Genomic DNA, 20540 nt, shown 5'->3' with positions numbered 1-20540 from the left:
TCGTAATTCTGACGCCTTGGATAAACTGAAAGCGCATACTTCCTTTGGAAAGGAGTCCAACGATATGAACTTTAATCTTAACACGGTACCCTTCAGCCGAAGAGGCACCTTTCTGGCTATTTCTGAACTACCTGAATCGGATGTCAGGGCGGAGGGACTTTACTTACGGACCGTGCGTGGTGGGGATGATAAATTTGGTGAAGCTTTTCAAATTGAACTGCTGGACCAGAGTAATCAGTATATTCCGTACGAGGCTAAGGCAGAGCCTGCACTGCTTCGATTGAATACGGATACCGACAATATCTATGCGGAGATCTGTATCACAGATGGCCGTACGGTCCGTTTCAAGAGCAGAGGATGTGGCATCCGCCTAACCTTCCGTACCTCAGCCTACGATTATGCTTATGAACATAGCGCAGGCAGTTGGGAAGTAAACAGCTTCACCCATGAATGCCGGTTCATGCTCACCCGGTTAACCGGGGCTCTCCGGATGGAGGTACCTTGGGACAAAATCAAAAGTTCCCGCATTGTGGCGGAGTTCATCCCTGAAGCGGGTACGGAAATTGCCGAGTTCGCGGTGGAAGAATTCCGCACGGTATGGGAACGGCGTGATGCCTGGACACCATGGGAGGAAGCGGTACTAGCGGTGCAACAGGAATATGACCAGTGGCTGGGTGCCAGCTTGACCGTTCCCGAACGCTGGCAAGACGGCCGTGAACTGGCGGCTTATATTACCTGGTCCTGTCTGGTTCCCGCGGAAGGATGTTTGACCCGGCCAGCAATGTATATGTCGAAGAACTGGATGACGAATATTTGGAGCTGGGATCACTGCTTCAATGCGATGGCTCTGGTCAGACATCACCCGGAGCTGGCCTGGGACCAGTTTATGATTTTCTTCGACCGCCAAGATGAGAGTGGCCTGATTCCGGACTTTATCAACGACAAGTACGAGCTTTGGAACTGCAACAAACCGCCTATTCATGGCTGGACGCTGGCCTGGATGATGCAGCGGACGGATTATATTAAGGAATCCCATCTTCGTGAAGTGTATGGGCCCTTGAGCAAGTGGACGAACTGGTGGTTCCATTACCGGGATAACGACAAGGACGGTATACCACAATACAATCATGGAAACGATTCGGGTTGGGACAACAGTACTGCCTTTAATAACGGGATTCCGGTGGAGAGCCCAGATCTGGCAGCATTTTTAATCTTGCAGATTGAACTGCTTGCCGAAATTGCCGGGCTTCTGGGGCTCACCGACGAAAGCACCGCATGGAGACGATTAGGCGAGGAGACCCTGGAGAAAATGCTGCGTCATTTCTGGAAGGATGGAAGGTTCACCGCTTGCCGTTCTGGTACTCACGAAGCATCCGACGGCGACAGCCTGCTGCTATTCGTGCCCATTCTGCTTGGCAAGCGGCTGCCGGAGCCAATCCTGCGCGCACTGCTGGATGGCCTGCGGGATGAGAGCCGCTTCTTGACGCCGAACGGCTGGGCTACAGAGAGTGTGAAGAGCCCTTACTACACGCCGGATGGCTATTGGCGGGGCCCGATTTGGGCGCCATCAACCATGTTGCTCGTGGAAGGTGTGGCCGCGGCGGGGGATGTTGAACTGGCAAGCGAGGTAGCCCGCCGATTCTGCAATATGCTGAACAAGAGTGGCATGGCCGAGAACTTCGATGCCCTGACGGGTCAAGGCCTTCGCGACAGGGCATTTACTTGGACCTCAAGTGTCTTTTTAATCCTAGGGCACGAGTATACAACTTAAAAACATACGGGCACTTCCTCCTGGTCAAGACCGGCGTGAGGGGAAGTGCTTTTCCCATTTTCCGAGATATTCCCGAGTGTGCCAGTCCGTGCTACACTTCAACTATAAAAATGAAATATATAAGGCGGGGATGAGAAGTCATGTGGAGTCATTTCTTTAAGAAGTTATATCATCGCTTCTCTATTCGCTCTTATTTCAGCATCCGGACTAAGCTGCTCTTTTGCTTTCTTATTGTCGCGATTATTCCGCTACTGTCACTGGGAGCCTTGAACTATTATCAATCCGCTATAGTCATCAACTCTCAATTCGGGAAATACGGGGAGAACACCGTGGCTCAACTTGATCAGCAGATCAGCTCCGCTTTGAACCGGATGAATCAGACGACAGGAACAATCTATTCGTATCTCCTTGATCCTGCACGGGTGGGACTAGGTGATCACGTTCCAACTACGTATCAGGAGATTATGGATAAAGATGACTTCGAGGCGCTGCTTAAATCACTTAAGACGGATCTCACAAGAGGTATTTATCTGATTACCCGCTCTGGCTATTACTATGGAGAGAATAATCTGGATGTCAGTAAGCTTAATGATATCCCCGCCTGGCGGGCCATTACTTATTCATCTAAAGGGCCCTATTGGCTGGGCTTCTATCCTATGAATCATGGCATGGAAGCTTCGGATACCGGAGAACCTATACTGGGGCTCGCTGTACGGATTAATAATCCGGCTGGAACCCAGCATGGAAGCACAATCTTAATAGAAGAGAATGCGCAGGTTCTTCTTGATATGTTCCATATGTTTGAGGAAGATACCAAAGCGCATTTGACGATAACTGGTTCTGAAGGGCAACCCATTTACCAGTCAGATTCTCCATTCACTCCAGACGATAGTGACGTGGTGTGGAATAGGACACTGTCAGCCAACGGATGGAAGATTGAAGCAAGGCTGCCGGCCAAAGCATTTTATTTTTCCTCGAGCCTGATCCGCTCCAACACAGTACTTGTAGCCATTGTTTCTTGTCTGCTTGCCTTTGGGTTAGCTTATATATTCTCATCGAAATTCACAGCTCGAATTCGCAGGCTGAAAGACTCGATGCAGAAGGTCAGCTTTGGCAAGCTACACACGAGGACCTTGGTGGAAGGCAAGGATGAACTCGGCAGCCTGGATACCAGCTTCAACCGTATGGTGGGGGGAATTCAATCTCTTGTGCAGGAAGTGGAGCAGAGTGAGCGGCTGAAGAAGGAGGCCGAGCTTAAGGCATTTCACTACCAAATTAATCCACACCTGCTCTTTAATACGCTGAATTCTATCCAGTGGAAGGCAAGGCTCCAAGGGGCAGAGGATATCCGCCAGATGCTCTATCATCTGACGATGGTGCTCGAAGGTAATCTGGATATCTCTCAGGAGTTGATCACGTTAGGCCGTGAACTCCGCATGATTGAGCATTTTCTGAAAATACAAGAGATCCGTTACGGGTCCGCATTCAGTTATGAACAGACCTGTGACGAAGAGCTTAAGCCGTATCTGATCCCCCGTATGACCCTTCAGCCGCTCTTCGAGAACATCTTTTTTCATGGATTTGAAGATGGGGAGGGTAACATCTCGTTAAGTGTACGGGAGGAAGGTGAGCATCTGTTGTTAACATTGTCTGATGACGGTGCAGGGATCACTGAAGAGAAGCTGAAGGCGCTTATGCGTGCAAAGCCGGAAAGCAAACCGCAAGGACGCGGAGGACTCGGCGTTCAGAACGCGAATCAGAAGTTCAAGCTTCATTTCGGACAGCAGTATGGCTTGACGGTGCATTCTACGAAAGGTGAAGGCACTACTATCGTAATTCGGTGGCCCAAGAAGGAGGAGAGTCCGCATGGAGACAACCAAGACCATTAAAGTGTTAATTGCAGATGATGAGAGTATCGTGCGCAAAGGACTTCGCTCTACAATTCCTTGGCATAAGTATGGGATGGAAGTGGTGGCGGATGCGCCGAACGGCCTTAAAGCCTGGGAGGCCTATCAGATTCACCTGCCTCAAATAGTGATCACCGATATCGTCATGCCGGAGATGAATGGGATTGAACTGTTACGCAAAGTTAAAGAGGTCGATAAGGACACCCGGATTATTCTGCTGAGCTGTCACCGTGACTTCGAATTTGCTCAGCAGGGAATTAAGCTTGGGGCTTCAGGATATCTGCTTAAGACGGCCTTTGAAGATGAAGAGCTGGAAGGAATGCTGGAGAAGTTCCAGAGGGAGCTGACATCTTCTGCTCCCGTAGCGGATGCTGAAACAAGCGAAATCTATGGAGAACGGCTGGGCTCTCTCTTGTTTGCCTGGCAGAGTGGACACAGCAGCAAATTTGTTGACGAAATAGATAAGCTCATTAGGGAGAAGCTGCCGCTGAATAGGGAACCCTTGTACATTTATCTGATCAAGACCTGTGGATGCGATTGTACTTACCTGGATCTCGTCAAGCTTAATGAGGATGAGAATAGCCGTATGCCCCACAGTGCACCTGTTATCATCCCTTACGGTGAGGACCTTTGCTACTGGATTGTACCTGCTGACGAGCTGGAGATTGCGGACAGTCTGCTCGTTCAGATGAAAAGCCAAATCGAGAAGCTGAAATGGGCTAAGAGAGGACCGCTGGGCAACGCTGAAGATTTAAGCAAGGCCTTCATGGCGCTTCACAAGGAAGCGGAAGTGGAGAAGCTGCATGGTATTTCGTCTCAGGACTGGCCTGAACCGATCTGGAAAGCCGTGAAGCTTTTGCATGAGAACCCTGGAGCGGATTGGTCGGTTAGCGATTTGGCGAGCCAGGTGGGACTTAGCCGAAGCCATTTCTCGATCCTATTTAAGAAGACGGTTGGCGACAGCTTTGTGGCTTTTCAATATAAAAGGAAGCTTAAGCTTGCCAAGGCATTGCTGCGGGATACGCAGTTGACGATGCAGGATATTGCGGAGCGGACAGGGCTGGGCGACAGTAAATATTTCAGCAAATGGTTCAAGCGCTGTACGGGTCAGACGCCTAGTTATTACCGCATACAACAAAAAGACGCCGTGATTCGAACAGATGGACACCCCGATCTGTAAATCGAACAAAAGTACGCAAACATTCGAATAGATATCGGTTTTGAACCGCTTTCATAAAAGTTAAGATGAAAGCGGTTCAATTATTATTACCTCATTCAAAGGGGAGGCTGCCACAGTGAAAAAGAAAATTTCTCTTATTGTACTTGCCACTACGTTAATGGCAACTATGGTCACAGCTTGCGGGGGGAACAGTGAGCCTTCATCATCCACAGGTGCTGCAGGCTCAGGAGAGACGAAGACGCTTCGTTTTGCGACATGGGATACCGGAGACGCGCTCAAGATTGAGCAAGACATCGCCAAGAAATTCGAAGCAGCCCATCCGGGCACGAAGGTTCAGGTAGAGGCTTATGCAGACGGTTTTGACCAGAAGCTTGCCGCCGGATTCGGGGCAACCAATCCGCCAGATGTGATGTATATGTGGGATTTCCCGACCTATCATCAATCCCTGGAACCACTGGACAGCTATTCGAGCAAAGATAAAGAATTGAACATCGAAGATTTCTATCCGGGATTGTTCAACTATGGCAAAATTGACGGCAAGCTATATGGCATTCCGGCAGGGTTCACCACACGTGTGGTCTATTACAACAAGAAGTTGTTCGATGATGCCAAGATCCCTTATCCGAAGGATGGATGGACATGGACGGAGTTCCAGGACATCGCGGCCAAGCTCAGCGATAAGTCGAAGAAGCAGTACGGGTTCGGGGTTCGGGCAGAGAACGATACGTATGACCTTCAGAGCTTCGTATGGAGCAACGGAAGCTCGTTCATCTCTGATGACGGGAAAACGATTGAAGGGTTTATGAACAGCAAAGAGACAGCTGAGTCTATCCAGATGCTCGGCGACATGGTTAAGAACGGCTCGGCTGTGCTGACCGGAGGCAAAGGCCAGCAGAGCGGAGATGACATTTTTAAAGCAGGTAAAATCGCTATGTGGGAGAGCGGTATCTGGCCGCTGGAATCGTTCAAGACGGCAGGCATAAATGTAGGTACGGTCGAAATCCCTGCGTTCCCGGGCAAACCGGTCAAAGGCGTGCTCGCGGAGTCCGCTTTGTCCATCGCCAAGGATTCGAAGCAGAAAGATCTGGCCTGGGAATTCGTGAAATTCTATGTATCTAATGATTCGATCAAGATGCGTGTGGCAGATCTGCCTGTAAGGGTCAGTGTCGTAAACGAGCTGAAGAAAGATCAGGACCCGCTCTATAAACCGTATTATACGATGCTGGAACGTTCCAGCAATACACCTGCGTTCCTGCTCAATCCGAAATGGAATGAAGTGAACCGTCAGCTCTCTGCTGCGGTGGAAGCGGTTATGCACGGCAGCAATGCCCAGGAAGTGTTGAATCAGGCTGTTAAAGATAGTCAACGTTATTTGAAATAACACATTTACAGAAAGAAGGTTAAGAGATGGCTCAGACCTTTCTGCATCAAGCAGGGGAGCCTATGGCCCAGCTCAAGCCTACACGAAAACGTAGTTGGGGTAGGGCTGTTCCCTACCTCTTCATTTTTCCTTGGATCTTCGGATTCCTCGTGTTCACCTTGGGGCCATTGTTATTTTCCCTTATCATCTCTTTTTTTGATTGGCCGATTGTCGGCGAAGTGCACTTTATCGGGTTTGGCAATTATGCGGAAATGTTTACGGATGATCCGTTATTCTGGACCTCACTCGGGGTCACCCTCAAATTTGCAGCTCTGTTCGTTCCATTGAACATCATAGTGGCGCTTGGGCTTGCGATTCTCTTGAATCAGAAGACACGGGGCAGTGCTATATTCCGAACCGCCTTTTATATTCCCTCCGTTATATCCGGTGTCGCTCTGGCTATGATCTGGTCTTGGGTGTACAGCGGTGATTACGGGATTCTGAATTACTTCCTGTCCCTGATCGGTTTTCAGGGCCCTGATTGGCTCAACGATAAGCAATGGTCATTAGTAGCGATGGTGGTCGCAAGTCTCTGGGGACAAGGCTCGATGATGCTGATCTTTCTGGCTGGCCTCAAAGGGATTCCGAGAGATCTTTATGAATCCGCTTCCATTGATGGGGCAGGTAAGCTCAGACAATTCTTCAGTGTGACGATTCCGATGATCACTCCGACGATTTTATTCAACTTAATTACATCCATCATTGCAGCCTTCCAGCAGCTGACTCTGGCTTTATTGCTGACCGGAGGCGGTCCAATGAAAGCAACCTATTTTTATGCCATGTACATGTATGAGAATGCGTTTAAGTATTTCAAAATGGGATATTCGGCAGCTAACGCCTGGTTCATGTTCCTGATCGTGCTCGGCTTGACCTTTCTTGTGTTCAAATCCTCGGAAGCCTGGGTGTTCTACGAAGGTGAAATGAAGAAGAATCCTCAGGAGAAGCTGAAGGCTCAAGGAAGGAGACGTTCTTTGTGAAGAAAATACTCGTATACGTTCTGCTGCTCTTTTTTTCACTGTTGTTCATAGCTCCGCTGTTCTGGGCGGTTACGACTGCGCTCAAGTCACAGTCCGAGCTGTATCTTTTTCCACCTAAATGGATTCCTTCTGTATGGAAGTTCAGCAATTTTGCAGAGGCGTGGAACATTCAACCTTTCAATATGTTTCTGAAAAATACACTGATTATTACCATCCTGTCGACGTTTGGTCAACTGATTTCTTGCACGCTCGTAGCCTATGGATTCGCCAGATTTCAGTTCAAGGGCAGGGACTTTCTGTTCCTGGTTGTGTTGGCAACAATGATGATTCCCTGGGAAGTCACTATGATCCCACAGTATATGCTGTTCAACGTTCTGGGATGGATTAATACGCTCAAAGCTCTTATTGTACCGTCTTTCTTCGGGTCCGCCTATTTCATTTTCCTGCTGCGGCAGTTCATTCTCACCATCCCGCGGGAGCTAGACGAAGCAGCTACAATCGACGGAGCCAATAAGCTGACCGTATTAACACGGATTATTGTCCCGCTGATGGGGCCTTCGCTGATCCTGGTCGCTGTGTTCCAGGTTATGGGATGTTGGAATGATTATCTGGGTCCGCTCATTTTCCTTAATGACCAGACGAAATACACATTGACCCTAGGGCTCTCACAGTTCAAAGGGATGTACGGTGTGGATATGCAGTCCATTATGGCGATTACAGTTCTGATCTCGATTCCGCCGCTGGCAATCTTCTTTTTCGCTCAACGCTACATCGTTGGCGGCATTGCGACTACGGGCATCAAAGGTTGATTCGCCACAGCGGGTTCGGAAATCTAATAACAGCACACAGCGCAGAGTAGAGTAGAGAAAAGAGAGGAGAAATGAACCATGTCACAGCAAACTATCAGGAGGGATTGGGATGATCTTGGCATCCTTCAGCGAGGGCGGGCCAAAAGCCGGGCCTACTTCATCCCCTATTCTGACTGGTCAGGGGCACTAACTTACAATAGGGGAAGCTCCCCCTGGTTCAAATCCTTGAATGGCATATGGAAGTTCAATTATGCAAAAGGGCCAAAGTGGGCTCCGGATTATTTCTACGAGGAGGCGTATGATACTTCCGGCTGGGATGAGATTCAGGTTCCGGGGCACTGGCAGCTACAGGGATACGGAACTCCACATTATACGGACCTATATTATCCGTTTCCAGCAGACCCCCCGCATGTGCCTGACGAGAATCCGACAGGCAGTTATGTTAGAGAGTTCATGCTGCCTGAATCCTGGAACGGACGGAATGTCGCCATTAAGTTCGACGGGGTGGATAGCGCGTTTCATATCTGGGTAAACGGCAAACCGGTCGGATACAGTCAGGGCAGCCGCCTAACCTCAGAATTCGATCTCACTCCTTATGTGAAACCGGGCCACAATACCTTAGCCGTTAGAGTGTACCAATGGTCGGACGGCAGTTATCTGGAAGATCAGGATATGTGGTGGATGAGCGGAATTTTCAGAGATGTGTATCTGCTCTCCGAGCCGTCTTCGCTCCGCATTGCCGATTATCGGATTATAACGGAACTGGATGAATCAAGCCGTGATGGGATCTTGTCTGTTCATGTGAACATACAAGGGGAAGCTGCTGAACAGGGCAGTCTGCGGCTTGAACTGCTTAAACGAAGTGGTGAATCTGTTGCATGGGCTGAGGATCGGGTTACTGCAGGAAAGAATGTGCAGCTTATAATGCCGGTAGGACAGCCGGAACTGTGGAGTGCGGAATCCCCCAATTTGTACCATCTGAAGATCACTTTGTTGGATGAAAGTGGAGATACGGTAGAGATGACGGCTCAGCGGGTTGGATTCCGCACAGTTGAGGTGCGCGGCGGACAATTCCTGGTGAATGGAAAGGCGATTCAACTCAAAGGAGTCAACCGTCACGATCATCATCCGGATACAGGTCGCACAGTCAGCGTCTCCACCATGCTACAGGACATCAAGATGATGAAGCAGCACAATATTAACGCTGTAAGAACCGCGCATTACCCGAATGATCCCCGGTTCTATGATCTGTGTGATGAGTACGGCTTATATGTTATGGAAGAGACCGATCTGGAGACACACGGATTCGAACTGCTAGGCAACATTTCCAGACTCAGCGATGATCCTGCCTGGCAGGAAGCCTACGTGGAGCGCGTTCAGCGAATGGTCGAGCGCGACAAGAATCATCCTTCCGTGATCTTCTGGTCGCTTGGGAATGAGTCCGGCTTCGGCTGCAATTTCCGTGCGATGGCGCAGTGGTGCAGAGAAGCTGACCCAACACGGCTTATTCATTACGAAGAAGATCGCGAAGCTGAGGTCTGTGATGTGGTAAGCACGATGTACTCCTCCGTTGAGAAGATGGAAGGCTTCGGTCAGTTGACTGACCATCCGAAGCCGCATATTCTTTGTGAATTCGCGCATGCCATGGGCAACGGCCCCGGTGGATTAAGACCTTATTTTGATACTTTTGACAAGTACGATAGACTGCAGGGCGGCTTTGTGTGGGAATGGATTGACCACGGGCTGAGCTGGAAGACGGCAGATGGGAAGGCTGATTACGCTTATGGCGGGGACTTCGGGGATGTGCCCAATAACAGCAACTTCGTCATAGACGGTCTAGTCCGGCCGGACCGAACGCCATCACCGGGCCTGCTTGAATATAAGAAAATAATCGAGCCGGTCCGGGTCGAGTATATAAGCAGGAACAAGGTTAATGTGATTAACCGCTATGATTTCCTGACACTGGATCACCTATATGCTGATTGGAGCATTACCATGGATGGACGTACCGTTCAAAGTGGAGTTCTTGCACTGCCAGAGATTGAAGCGGGCGGACAGGCAGAAGTGGAGATTCCTTATGACCACAGTCTTGATACTCTCCTTCGCAGTGAGGGTGCGGAACAGTGGCTGAACATCTGCTTCTCGATCGCCGCTGACTGTCTTTGGGCGGAGCATGGGCATGAAGTGGCTTGGGCTCAGTTTCTAATGCAGGATGAGTTGGGAAATCGTGTTGGCGATAATCATACAGGGCATTCAGATGACCATTCCAATGCTGTTATCGGGATGAGAAGTCAACAGATCAGGCGGAATCTTCAATGCATAGAAGCTGCTGGGCAGATCATTCTCGCAAATGAGGATTTCCGGATGATCTTTGACACGCGGAGCGGGCGAATCGATTCGCTTCGTCTGAATGGCAAGGAACTAATGAAAGCCGGACCGCGGCTGAATTTCTGGCGTGCGCCGATCGACAATGACATGTATGTGCTACCGGACTGGCGCAAAGCACACCTGGACCGGCTAACAGAACGTGTTGATGAGGTTAGCTGGGCCTGGCTTGATGAAGGGAACATCCGCATCACTGTGAGTTCAAGGATTGCTCCGCCAGTTTTTGATTGGGGTTTCCGGTGTGTAATCACCTATACCGTAACCAGTATAGGGCAAATCACTATGGATGTGCAGGGCACACCGGAGGGCAAGCCGCCAGAAATGCTGCCTAAGATTGGACTTCAGATGGAGATTCCAGGCGACATGGATCGAGTGAAATGGTATGGCCGGGGACCTGGTGAGAATTATTCGGACAGCAAAGAGGCAGGCCGTGTTGGAGTGTACACAGCTTCAATTGATGGACTATTCACTCCATATATATATCCGCAGGGGAATGGGAACCGGATGGATGTCAGATGGTTATCCGTCACAGACGCATCCGGACTTGGTCTACTTGCTGCAGGTAGTCCGACGCTTGAATTCAGCGCGCGTCGTTATACGGACAAGGATCTTGAAGAGGCACAACATGCAAGCGAGCTTGTTCCGCGTGACTTCGTCACGCTGAATCTGGATTACCGGCAGAATGGGCTGGGCAGCAACAGTTGTGGACCTGCCCAGATGCCGGATCATAAGGTAACATCGGAAGCTTTTACATTCCGTATTCTGCTCACTCCGTTTTTATCAGAAGATACCACGCCAGAGTGGCTTGGTAGACAAATGCTGTTTGGGTTACCACAACCACAACAATGAGAGGAGGAGGCAGCATGCTCCACACACAGGATGTACTCAATCTAAGCGGAAAGATAGCTGTTGTTACCGGAGGTGCTTCAGGTATTGGCCTTGCTACGGCTGGACTGCTTGCAGATTTCGGAGCACACGTGGTTGTGCTGGACATCAATGTAAGTCAAGGGGAGCAGGCTGTTCTTGAGATTAAAGGGCGGGGAGGGGCGGCTACCTTCCAGCGCTGCGATGTATCCTCTTCAGAGGACTGCATGCGTGCCGCCTCAGAGATTGAGAACGCGCACGGCAAAGTCGATATTCTGTTCAATAATGCGGGGATTATCCGCCGCAAGACCGTTGTCGAGCTTGAGGAAGCCGACTGGGATCTGGTGATGGATGTATCGCTTAAGGGAGTCTATCTGCTCTCCAAATATTTGATCCCGGTGATGGAGCGCGGAGGCGGTGGCAGCATCATTAATACCGGCTCCGGCTGGGGCCTTAAAGGCGGGGACCGTGCCGCTTCCTACTGTGCAGCCAAGGCTGGAGTGGTCAATCTCACCCGAGCCATGGCCATTGACCACGGTCCCGCGAACATTCGCGTGAACTGCGTGTCCCCAGGCGACACGGATACGCCGCTTTTACGCGATGAAGCCAAGCAGCTTCAACAGGACGAAGCTACTTTCCTCGTAGCTTCTGCTGGGGGGCGTCCATTGGAGCGATTGGGTACACCACGTGATATCGCAAATGCGGTATTGTTCCTAGCTAGCGATCTGTCTTCCTGGGTCACCGGAAGCGTACTTGTTGTGGATGGCGGCGGCATTGCCTAACGGTTAAAGAAATAAATACTTTAAAATCAACCTTTTAAGGACGGAGGCGTTAACCTTGTCTGAACACAGAACTTATGCCCATCCCTATATCCCGAATACAGCACCGGAAGTCCGTGAGGCAATGCTGAAGGAAATCGGCCTGAGTTCCGTCGACCAGCTGCATGATGCAATTCCAGACAGTCTGAAGCTTAAGCGGGAGATGAATCTTCCTCCAGCTATGAATGAATATGAGCTTCGTCGACATATCGAGGCTCTGCTTGCGAAGAACAAGCATGGCGCCGATTATATCAACTTTCTCGGGGCTGGCTGCTGGCAGCATTTCGTTCCGGCTGTATGCGACGAAATTAATCAGCGCTCGGAGTTCGTGACGGCTTATGCAGGAGAGCCTTACGAAGACCACGGCCGATTTCAGTCCTTGTTCGAGTATCAGAGCCTGATGGCCGAACTCGTCGATATGGACGTAGTTAATGTCCCTACCTTCGACTGGGCACAGGCAGCCTCCACGGCCATCCGAATGGCAGGTCGGATTACAGGCCGCAGGATTGCGCTGCTCTCCAGATCCGTCGATCCGGATAAAGCAAAGATCATTACCAATTACTGTACACCTGTAATGGAGATTAGGTACGTGGAGATTGATCCGGTGACAGGAAAAATAGATTTGGATGATCTGCAGGGCAAGCTTGAGGAAGGAACAGCGGCGTTCTACTTCGAGAATCCAGGTTATCTCGGAATTATTGAGGATCAGGGTGCTGAAATATCTGAGCTTGTGCACGCGGTAAATGCTATCTCTATTGTGGGCGTTGATCCGATCTCCCTTGGCGTACTGGAACCTCCAAGCCGTTATGGCGGTGATATTGTCTGTGGGGATTTGCAGCCGCTGGGCATGCATATGAACTATGGTGGGGGTCAAGCCGGATTCATCGCTACCCGGGATGAAGAGACTTATGTGATGGAATATCCGTCCCGTCTGTTCGGTATTGTTCCTACTGAAGTGGAGGGTGAATATGGCTTCGGTGATGTAGCCTATGAGCGTACATCCTTTGCCCAACGGGAGAAGGGGAAGGAGTCGGTGGGAACACAGACAGCCCTGTGGGGAATTACCGCCGGAGTCTATCTATCCCTGCTTGGACCAGTGGGGATGCAGGAAGTAGGGGAGACCATTATACAGAAATCTCAATATGCGGCGAATAAGCTATGTGCCATTCCCGGGGTCTCTTTGCGCTTTAAAGATACAGCCTTTTTCAAAGAATTTGCCTTAGATTTCAACGAGACTGGAATATCTGTTGCTGAGATTAACAAGCGTCTTTTGGAAGTAGGGATTTTCGGAGGAAAAGATCTATCCTCCGCATATCCCCAGTGGGGACAATGTGCTCTATACTGCGTAACTGAAATTCATATGCAGGCAGATCTGGACCGGCTTGCCACAGCTATCGAGAACATTGTCTGCAAGAATTAATAGTACAGAAGAGTAGGAGGAAAGCCATGAAACGGATTCGTAGAGATCATAAGGTGCGCCGCTTTCACCAGGCCAAATGGGATGAACCGGTGATCTTCGAGCTTCACCGATCGGGTGAGCGCGGAGTGATCCCGCCGGGCACCGAGGCTGGGATTGCCGAGGTTGTTGGTCTAGGCTCTGCCCGAATTCCATCAGCGATGCGGCGAAAAGAAGCACCGGCGCTTCCCGAGATCGGTCAAGCCAAAGTTCTTAGGCATTATTTAAGACTCTCTCAAGAGACTTTGGGTTCCGACCTTAACGTAGAGATCGGACAGGGGACATGTACGATGAAATATATTCCCCGTATCAATGAAATGCTTATACGTACCCCAAATCTGATGGAACTACATCCTCTGCAGGATGCTGGATCCGTTCAAGGAATTCTGGAAATCTACTATAGGCTGGACCAGGCGATGCGTGAAATATCAGGGATGAATGCTTTCTCGTTCCAGCCAAGCAGTGGCACCCAGGCCTTGCTCGCCATGGCTTCCATTGTACGCGCATATCATGATTCACGTGGCGAGGGAGAACAGCGGGATGAGATCATTACAACGATCTTTTCACATCCGTCCCAAGCGGCGACCGCAGCTGTTAAAGGATATAAGATTATTACACTTCATCCTGACGAAGACGGATTCCCGGATCTGGAGAAGCTGAAGAATGCCATTTCTGAACGCACGGCGGGTTTCGTCGTGGCCAATCCGGAAGACACAGGTATATACAATCATCGTATCCGTGAGTTCACGGACGTGGTTCATGAAGCAGGAGGAATCTGCTTCTACGATCAGGCGAACGCGAATGGGTTGCTGGGTATCACCCGGGCTAAGGAAGCCGGGTTTGACATGTGTTTCTTCAACCTGCATAAGACCTTTGCCGCACCTCACATGTGCGGAGGGCCGGCTACAGGCGCTCTTGGGGTAACCGATTCCCTTAAGCGTTTCCTGCCCGGTCCGCTTGTTGACTGGGACGGTAGTCGTTATGTCCTTGTAGAGCAAAGCGGTGATAGCATCGGCAAAGTCCGCAGCTTCCACGGCGTGGCCCAGACTGTACTTCGTTCCTACGCTTGGATTATGAGCCTGGGGCCAGACGGTCTTAAGAATGTGGCCCAAATCGCTGTACTGAATAATAACTACCTGTATCACAAAATTCTGCAAATCCGCGGAGCCAGCGCTCCTTACATCAAAGGTCGACGTCTTGAACAGGTAAGGTACAGCTGGAAGCAGCTTACGGATGAGACTGGGGTAACGACAGAAGACATCACCCGCCGGATGTGTGATTTCGGCCTGCATTATTGGACATCCCATCATCCGTACATCGTTCCGCAGCCGTTCACCCTTGAGCCGACTGAATCTTATTCGAAGGAAGATCTTGATGAATATATCGAGGCGCTGACCCATATTTCGAATGAAGCTTACACGCAGCCGCATATCGTCAAACTAGCTCCGCACAACAGTACCGTTCACCGGAATGTGGAATCTTCTCTTGATGATCCTGCAAAGTGGTGTATTACATGGCGGGCTTATTTAAAGAAGACACAGCCGGAATAGGGCTTGGTCCTTACAATTAATATGTACATTTGAAAGTAGAGGGGCTCCGTTTGGAGCCCTTCCTATTTGACTGTATCACCAAGGAAAGGGGTTATGGGTATGTCTGGGTATATGAGGAACTTGCTGCGCCTGTCTGTCGGCGTCCGCCGGTTTCTTATGACCGAAGCCATGTATGGCATCGGCATCGGTATGTATTCGCTAGTTCTTAATTTGCATTTGCTGTCCAAAGGGATGAAGGAGGATGAAATCGGGCTGCTCATGTCCATAGGTATACTGATCATGGGTGCATTGGCTATTCCTGTATCCATATCGGCAAACCGTATAGGTCGTAAAAAGCTGCTAGTATCCGGCATCATGTTTATAGCGGCAGGAAGTGCACTTTATGCGATTGGCAATCATTCCGGCATATTCTATTTGGCTCAAACTTTGGTCTCGATTGGCCTTACTCTTGTGGAGACGACTGAGGTGCAGTTGCTATTTCACTATTGTGCCTCGCGCAAGGAAGAAGCAAGTGCCTTCTCCCTGATGTTTGCCGTGTTTACGGCATTTACAGGGGCAGGAACCCTGGCTGCCGGATACTTGCCGAATTCGGCTGATAGCGGGGATGGGTATGGGCTAACGCTGCTGCTTGCTGCACTGGTTTTCGTTGTTCACAGTATGATTAGAGGACTCTGGCTTCCCTCTGAGGGGAGGGAAAGCGAAACGGTTAGAACCTCTGAAGTTCTGGAAGTGAACCGTGAAGTCTCTAGCTTGAGGAAAAAGCTGCCTTCCGGCACACTCTGGCTGTTCTCGGTATTCATGGCCCTGCTCGGAGGAGCGATAGCCATCACTGGGTCATTTCTTAATGTAATTGTGAAGTATAGACTGAACTGGATGGATGACAAAGTGTCCATTCTGCTGGCGGTAAGCGGAGTTGTTTTGTTTGCAGCTTCTTTAATGACGCCTTACGTATTAGAGCGTTTTGGCCACAATGTGGCCATCGTATCTGTCTTTTTGGTTAACATACTCGTGTTCGCCTCATTATCCTGGGCTATGCCAGTCTGGATGTTCACAATCGTGTTTCTGGTTCGCGGGGGAGGGCTTACGATGCTGTCTAATCTGCTGGATAGTCAGTTGATGTCTGCCTTTAAGGAGCGGGAGAGGAATCTCTACGCAGGGATGAGGTCCGTATTTCGGAGCCTCGGATCATCCGGCGCCGCTCTGCTTACGGGGTGGATTTTGATTGGACAGGATTATGAAATCCCCTTTTTTCTGACATCTGTAGTATTGATTCTCTGTCTGGTTTATTACATCTGGTTCATACGCCCAATTCTGGATAAAAGGCTGAAAGAATGAATGGCTGAATACAATTTTCATAAATAATTCAATTTGGACAGCAGTGTGAATAAATATATAAGGGGCTGTCCAAAAATCCATGTGAAATGGATATAGGACGCCCCTTTGCTTAAATCCATCCAAAGAAGAACTTATATCTTATGGGTTTGTTGTTTCTTTTTGCCCACTCCCTAATTTCCTCTATGCCATTAGCCGTATTCTCCTTTTTAAAAGTAAAGTACAGATGTAGTGGAACCAACTTTTTGTCAACAGTCTTAATTCCAATTCGTTTACCATCGATAAACACTGAACTTATTTCATCCGCATCGTATCTTTTCTTATTTAAAGAAATAATAAAATTGTCGCCAAGTGTAATACTCTTGGAACTAAGCAATCGATAGAGTAAAAATATGATAATAATGAATATAAAGATGAACCATATTCTTGGAAAGAAGAACATGAAGTCAGGTGTGCGGTTAGTACTATTATACATAGTAATTATTAAGGAAACTTCTAAAAAACACATTGCAATTAGTGTTTTCATTACGTTTGGATATTTGATTGAAAGAGACGTTTCATGAAATCCCAAGTTACTCCATCCTTTCTCCTGTAATTCAAAGGCTCCACAATGATTTTACCATATATTGTGATCTCAGTGCTTGATCAAGCTACGCGGGCTAATGCTCTTTTTTTATGTGTAAGGCCTCTTCTCAGGAGTGACCATTGAATTACAAACCTTTGGAAGTTATACTTTGATGAGAAATACGGACCCGCTTATCCTTTAACAGATCCGTCCTTAATAAGGTAGGGATCTTATTTTTCGTAGGTATAATTTCATTCAGATATGGAGGCGTAACCTTGCAGCTAATTAATCAATCCGAAATACAAGAGAGGATCGACCTGCTTAAAGATCAGGATCTATATATCCATCTTGAGATGACGACGGGAGCATACGCTGCCCATTTCGATAGTTCTAAACATCCGGCGGCTACTTTCATTACTAATGCTGTGATCCGATATTCTCATGGTTCGATTTCCGGTCATGGACCTTATCGCGTCGGTTTAAAAATGTCACAGGGCTGGGTGTACTCGGAAGGATTAACTCACTATGAAGAGAGTGAGAACGAAAGATTAATTCTGGCCGGGCATGACAGCCAAGGCAAACTGGTCGTATCCTTACATTTAAGCCGGGAGCCGTTCTAATGGTAGAGGAGATGAGGAGTTCAGTGGAAAGACATATTCTAGTTATATTACCGCATCCAGATGACGAGGCCTTTGGTGTATCTGGAACGCTAGCTAAACATGTGCAAAACGGCACCCAGGTCACCTACGCTTGTCTGACACTTGGAGAGATGGGCCGGAATATGGGCGTGCCGCCATTTGCGAATCGGGTAACCCTCCCAGAGATCCGTAAAAAGGAGCTGGAAGAATCCTGCCGAGCGATTGGAATACAGGATTTGAGAATGCTTGGTTTCCACGATAAGACGATTGAATTCGAGGATCAAGATCTGCTTGAGGGCCATATTGATGCGCTTCTGAAGGAGCTTAATCCTTCATTGATCATTACGTTCTATCCGGGGTACAGCGTTCATCCCGATCATGATGCTACCGGAGCTGCAGTGATTCGAACCGTTGCTAAGCTGCCTAAGGAAGACAGACCTCCTGTTCACTGTATAGCTTTCGCCAATAATATTGAAGAGATTGGAAAGCCTCAGGTTATCATTGATGTGAAAGATTTCCTGAAGCAAAAGATGGCGTCCATTCAGGCGCATAAATCCCAATTCCAAGCCGCTGAACTGTTAGGCAGCAAAACGCTAGAGGATAAAGAAATCCAAGATCGTTTTGGAACAGAGCATTTCTGGATCTATCCATTTGAATGATATTTTCAAGAACAGACCTTTTAAGCGGCGTTCAGTTGTCGGTGTCTTACCGATGACAGATCGTCGTTTTTCTATGGTAAATATTCAACTTTTCAGAGAGGCACGATGGGGATTGTAAGTGAGGTCTTAAGCAGTGGGTAATTTGACCTAAATAATTACTAATGAATATCCGATATAGAAGATATTATCAATTGAAAGGTGATTATATGCGGATAGGTCACAACATCACATCTTTAAATAGTTTGAACAGATTAAATAAAAATAATAAATCTATTACAAGTTCACTAGAGAGACTATCATCTGGACTTCGTATAAATATAGCAGCAGATGATGCTGCGGGATTAGCGATTTCGGAGAAAATGAGAGCACAGATTCGTGGATTAGCTCAGGCGGAGAGGAATACACAGGATGGTATTTCACTGATTCAGACCATGGAGAGTGGACTAGGAACTATACAAGATCCTAATCTGCTAAGATTGCGGGAGCTTGCATTACAAGCTTCAAATGATACATTAACAAATTTTGATCGAACATTGATTCAAAAAGAAGTTGAGCAGATAAAGCTTGGGATAAATGATATTGCTAATAACACTCAATTTAATGGGATTCATTTATTGAATAATGACCTCGAAGTAAACACGAATATTACACCAGTACAGGGCAATATAAGTACGAATTGGACAGCTAACATACCTGCCAGAGATTTATCTAAGACTTCGGATGGAGGTTACGTCGGAATAAGAATTCCCGGTAATAATCCATTCAAATTAGATAGTATGGGTAATCTGGTTTGGTCACAAGCAATTCCTAATATGGATGTGTACAGTATCAAGGAATCTAGCGATGGTGGTTATATATTATTAGGTAATGATTTCTCAGCGGATGCATTTTCCAATCAAAAGATAAATATAATTAAATGGGATGGAAATTTGAATGAGCAGTGGAGAACAGGGGTATCTGGCGTCTACTCCATTATGGGGAATGAAGTGATTGAAACTAGTGACGGTTCCTTTATTGTGGCAGGCACGGGTTCCGGTATTCAAGGTTGGGATGGTCTTGTAGCTAAATTTAATAGTAATGGTGTACAACAATCCACCTTGATAGTTGGTTCTTCACAATCCAATCCTGTTGGCTATGGAAGCGAAGAATTTAACTCTATTATTGAAACTGCCGACGGCGGTTATTTGGCTATTGGTTCATCAAGTCTCAAACTAAATGGTTCTTATACGGATACGTCTAGCTGGGTTATGAAATATGATAGTAACTTAAATCCATTGTGGGACACACGAGTCGGAGGTACTGGGAATGATGAAGGTTACCGGGCTATCGCAACCAGTGATGGAGGGGCTATAATTGTTGGTTGTTATAATGACTCTACTAAAATTAGTGGATTGATCTATAAGCTAGACAGCAGTGGCAACGTATTGTGGGAGAAGAATGATACTTCTGCCTCCAGCAATTTTACTAGCATTTCAGAAGCGAAAGATGGAAATTACATCATTGGAGGAATAGTAGGTGATAAGTACAAACTATCCATTTTTGATCCACAAGGAAATGAATTGGCTAACGCTACTTTAAGTGGGATGGCCTCTACAATTAGATTTAATAGCCTTATAAGTAATGATGACGGAAGTTACACTTTTTCAACTACAACTGGGATAACAAATTTCAATGTATCTTACGGATCAAACCCTAGTACCACATATGATTACAAAACAGTAAATCTTCAGGTGGGAGCAAACTCTGGGGATAACTTCGCTGTTAAATTAACAGATGCTAGAACTACTGCTCTGGGAATTGCGGATATAGATCTTTCAACTAGACAAGGTGCCGAATTAGCGATTTCGAAAATAGACAAGGCTATAAATACCGTTTCATCCAAGCGTTCAATGTACGGCGCGTATCAAAATGCATTAGAACATATCCATAATAACCTAACCAATTACGAAGTAAACTTAACAGCAGCTGAATCACGAATAAGAGACGTGGATATGGCAAAAGAAATGATGAACCTTACAAAGTACAATATCTTATCTCAAGCATCTCAAGCCATGTTGGCTCAGGCCAATCAACAGCCTCAAGGCGTATTACAGTTGTTAAAGTAAAAATGTTTAATAGAGTCTATGCCATTTTAAACTGTACCCTATGTAAAGGACATTTAAAAAAAGTCTAGGCAGATTGAAGAAGATGATCTCTGTATTGAACAGGG

Annotated in this window: 15 protein-coding genes; 14 read left to right on the top strand and 1 reads right to left on the bottom strand. The window is 47.9% G+C overall.

What is annotated here, in order from left to right:
- The first annotated feature begins 64 nt into the window (after window positions 1-64).
- The 11 genes from PAENI_RS29685 to PAENI_RS29635 all read left to right on the top strand — a co-directional run bounded on the left by PAENI_RS29685 (window position 65) and on the right by PAENI_RS29635 (window position 16472).
- Window positions 65-1771: an amylo-alpha-1,6-glucosidase gene (locus PAENI_RS29685; RefSeq protein WP_149647715.1), complete on the top strand. Its 1707-nt coding sequence runs from the start codon at window positions 65-67 to the stop codon at window positions 1769-1771.
- A 140-nt stretch (window positions 1772-1911) separates the two neighbouring features.
- On the top strand, window positions 1912-3660 hold the full coding sequence (locus PAENI_RS29680) for a cache domain-containing sensor histidine kinase (protein WP_149647714.1): 1749 nt from the start codon (window positions 1912-1914) through the stop codon (window positions 3658-3660).
- Window positions 3638-4858, top strand: coding sequence for a response regulator transcription factor (locus PAENI_RS29675; RefSeq protein WP_149647713.1), 1221 nt, complete (start codon window positions 3638-3640; stop codon window positions 4856-4858). The genes PAENI_RS29680 and PAENI_RS29675 overlap by 23 nt, the downstream gene beginning before the upstream one ends.
- A 157-nt stretch (window positions 4859-5015) precedes the next feature.
- Window positions 5016-6239 carry an ABC transporter substrate-binding protein gene (locus tag PAENI_RS29670; protein ID WP_179085840.1) on the top strand — a complete coding sequence of 408 codons (1224 nt, stop codon included), beginning with the start codon at window positions 5016-5018 and terminating at the stop codon, window positions 6237-6239.
- A gap of 62 nt (window positions 6240-6301) precedes the next feature.
- Window positions 6302-7255: a carbohydrate ABC transporter permease gene (locus PAENI_RS29665; protein ID WP_149647772.1), complete on the top strand. Its 954-nt coding sequence runs from the start codon at window positions 6302-6304 to the stop codon at window positions 7253-7255.
- Complete coding sequence (locus PAENI_RS29660) at window positions 7252-8064, top strand: carbohydrate ABC transporter permease (RefSeq protein WP_076286144.1); 813 nt, start codon at window positions 7252-7254, stop codon at window positions 8062-8064. Before PAENI_RS29665 ends, PAENI_RS29660 begins: the two co-directional genes overlap by 4 nt.
- 78 nt (window positions 8065-8142) lie before the next feature.
- Window positions 8143-11298 carry a beta-galactosidase, LacZ type gene (lacZ, locus tag PAENI_RS29655; RefSeq protein ID WP_149647712.1) on the top strand — a complete coding sequence of 1052 codons (3156 nt, stop codon included), beginning with the start codon at window positions 8143-8145 and terminating at the stop codon, window positions 11296-11298.
- Between the two features lie 14 nt (window positions 11299-11312).
- Entirely contained in the window at window positions 11313-12095 is a 783-nt protein-coding gene (locus PAENI_RS29650; RefSeq protein WP_149647711.1) for an SDR family NAD(P)-dependent oxidoreductase, read from the top strand.
- Window positions 12096-12150: 55 nt separating this feature from the next.
- Window positions 12151-13551 carry an aminomethyl-transferring glycine dehydrogenase subunit GcvPA gene (gene gcvPA, locus PAENI_RS29645; protein ID WP_149647710.1) on the top strand — a complete coding sequence of 467 codons (1401 nt, stop codon included), beginning with the start codon at window positions 12151-12153 and terminating at the stop codon, window positions 13549-13551.
- A gap of 26 nt (window positions 13552-13577) precedes the next feature.
- Window positions 13578-15137, top strand: a complete 1560-nt coding sequence (gene gcvPB / locus PAENI_RS29640; RefSeq protein WP_149647709.1) for an aminomethyl-transferring glycine dehydrogenase subunit GcvPB — start codon at window positions 13578-13580, stop codon at window positions 15135-15137.
- Window positions 15138-15236: 99 nt separating this feature from the next.
- A complete protein-coding gene (locus tag PAENI_RS29635; protein ID WP_149647708.1) occupies window positions 15237-16472 on the top strand; it encodes an MFS transporter in 1236 nt (411 codons plus the stop codon).
- A gap of 109 nt (window positions 16473-16581) precedes the next feature.
- Here PAENI_RS29635 and PAENI_RS29630 read toward each other — a convergent pair whose 3' ends face one another.
- Window positions 16582-17040, bottom strand: a complete 459-nt coding sequence (locus PAENI_RS29630) for a hypothetical protein (protein WP_149647707.1) — start codon at window positions 17038-17040, stop codon at window positions 16582-16584.
- 269 nt (window positions 17041-17309) lie between these two features.
- On the opposite strand from PAENI_RS29630, the gene PAENI_RS29625 reads away from it, so the two are divergent.
- From PAENI_RS29625 to PAENI_RS32820, 3 genes are all read left to right on the top strand, one after another.
- Entirely contained in the window at window positions 17310-17654 is a 345-nt protein-coding gene (locus PAENI_RS29625) for a YojF family protein (protein ID WP_149647706.1), read from the top strand.
- A 23-nt stretch (window positions 17655-17677) separates the two neighbouring features.
- The gene (gene bshB2, locus PAENI_RS29620; protein WP_149647705.1) at window positions 17678-18331 is read left to right on the top strand and encodes a bacillithiol biosynthesis deacetylase BshB2; all 654 of its coding nucleotides are present in this window, start codon (window positions 17678-17680) and stop codon (window positions 18329-18331) included.
- A gap of 161 nt (window positions 18332-18492) precedes the next feature.
- A complete protein-coding gene (locus tag PAENI_RS32820; protein ID WP_149647704.1) occupies window positions 18493-20436 on the top strand; it encodes a flagellin N-terminal helical domain-containing protein in 1944 nt (647 codons plus the stop codon).
- The last annotated feature ends 104 nt before the right edge of the window (window positions 20437-20540 follow it).

The organism is Paenibacillus sp. B2(2019) (assembly GCF_008370385.1).
In the GTDB taxonomy this organism is placed as follows: Bacteria; Bacillota; Bacilli; order Paenibacillales; family Paenibacillaceae; genus Paenibacillus_AQ.
The sequence above is the reverse complement of the archived record's forward strand: the minus strand, read 5'-3'. Positions and strand labels throughout refer to the sequence as shown.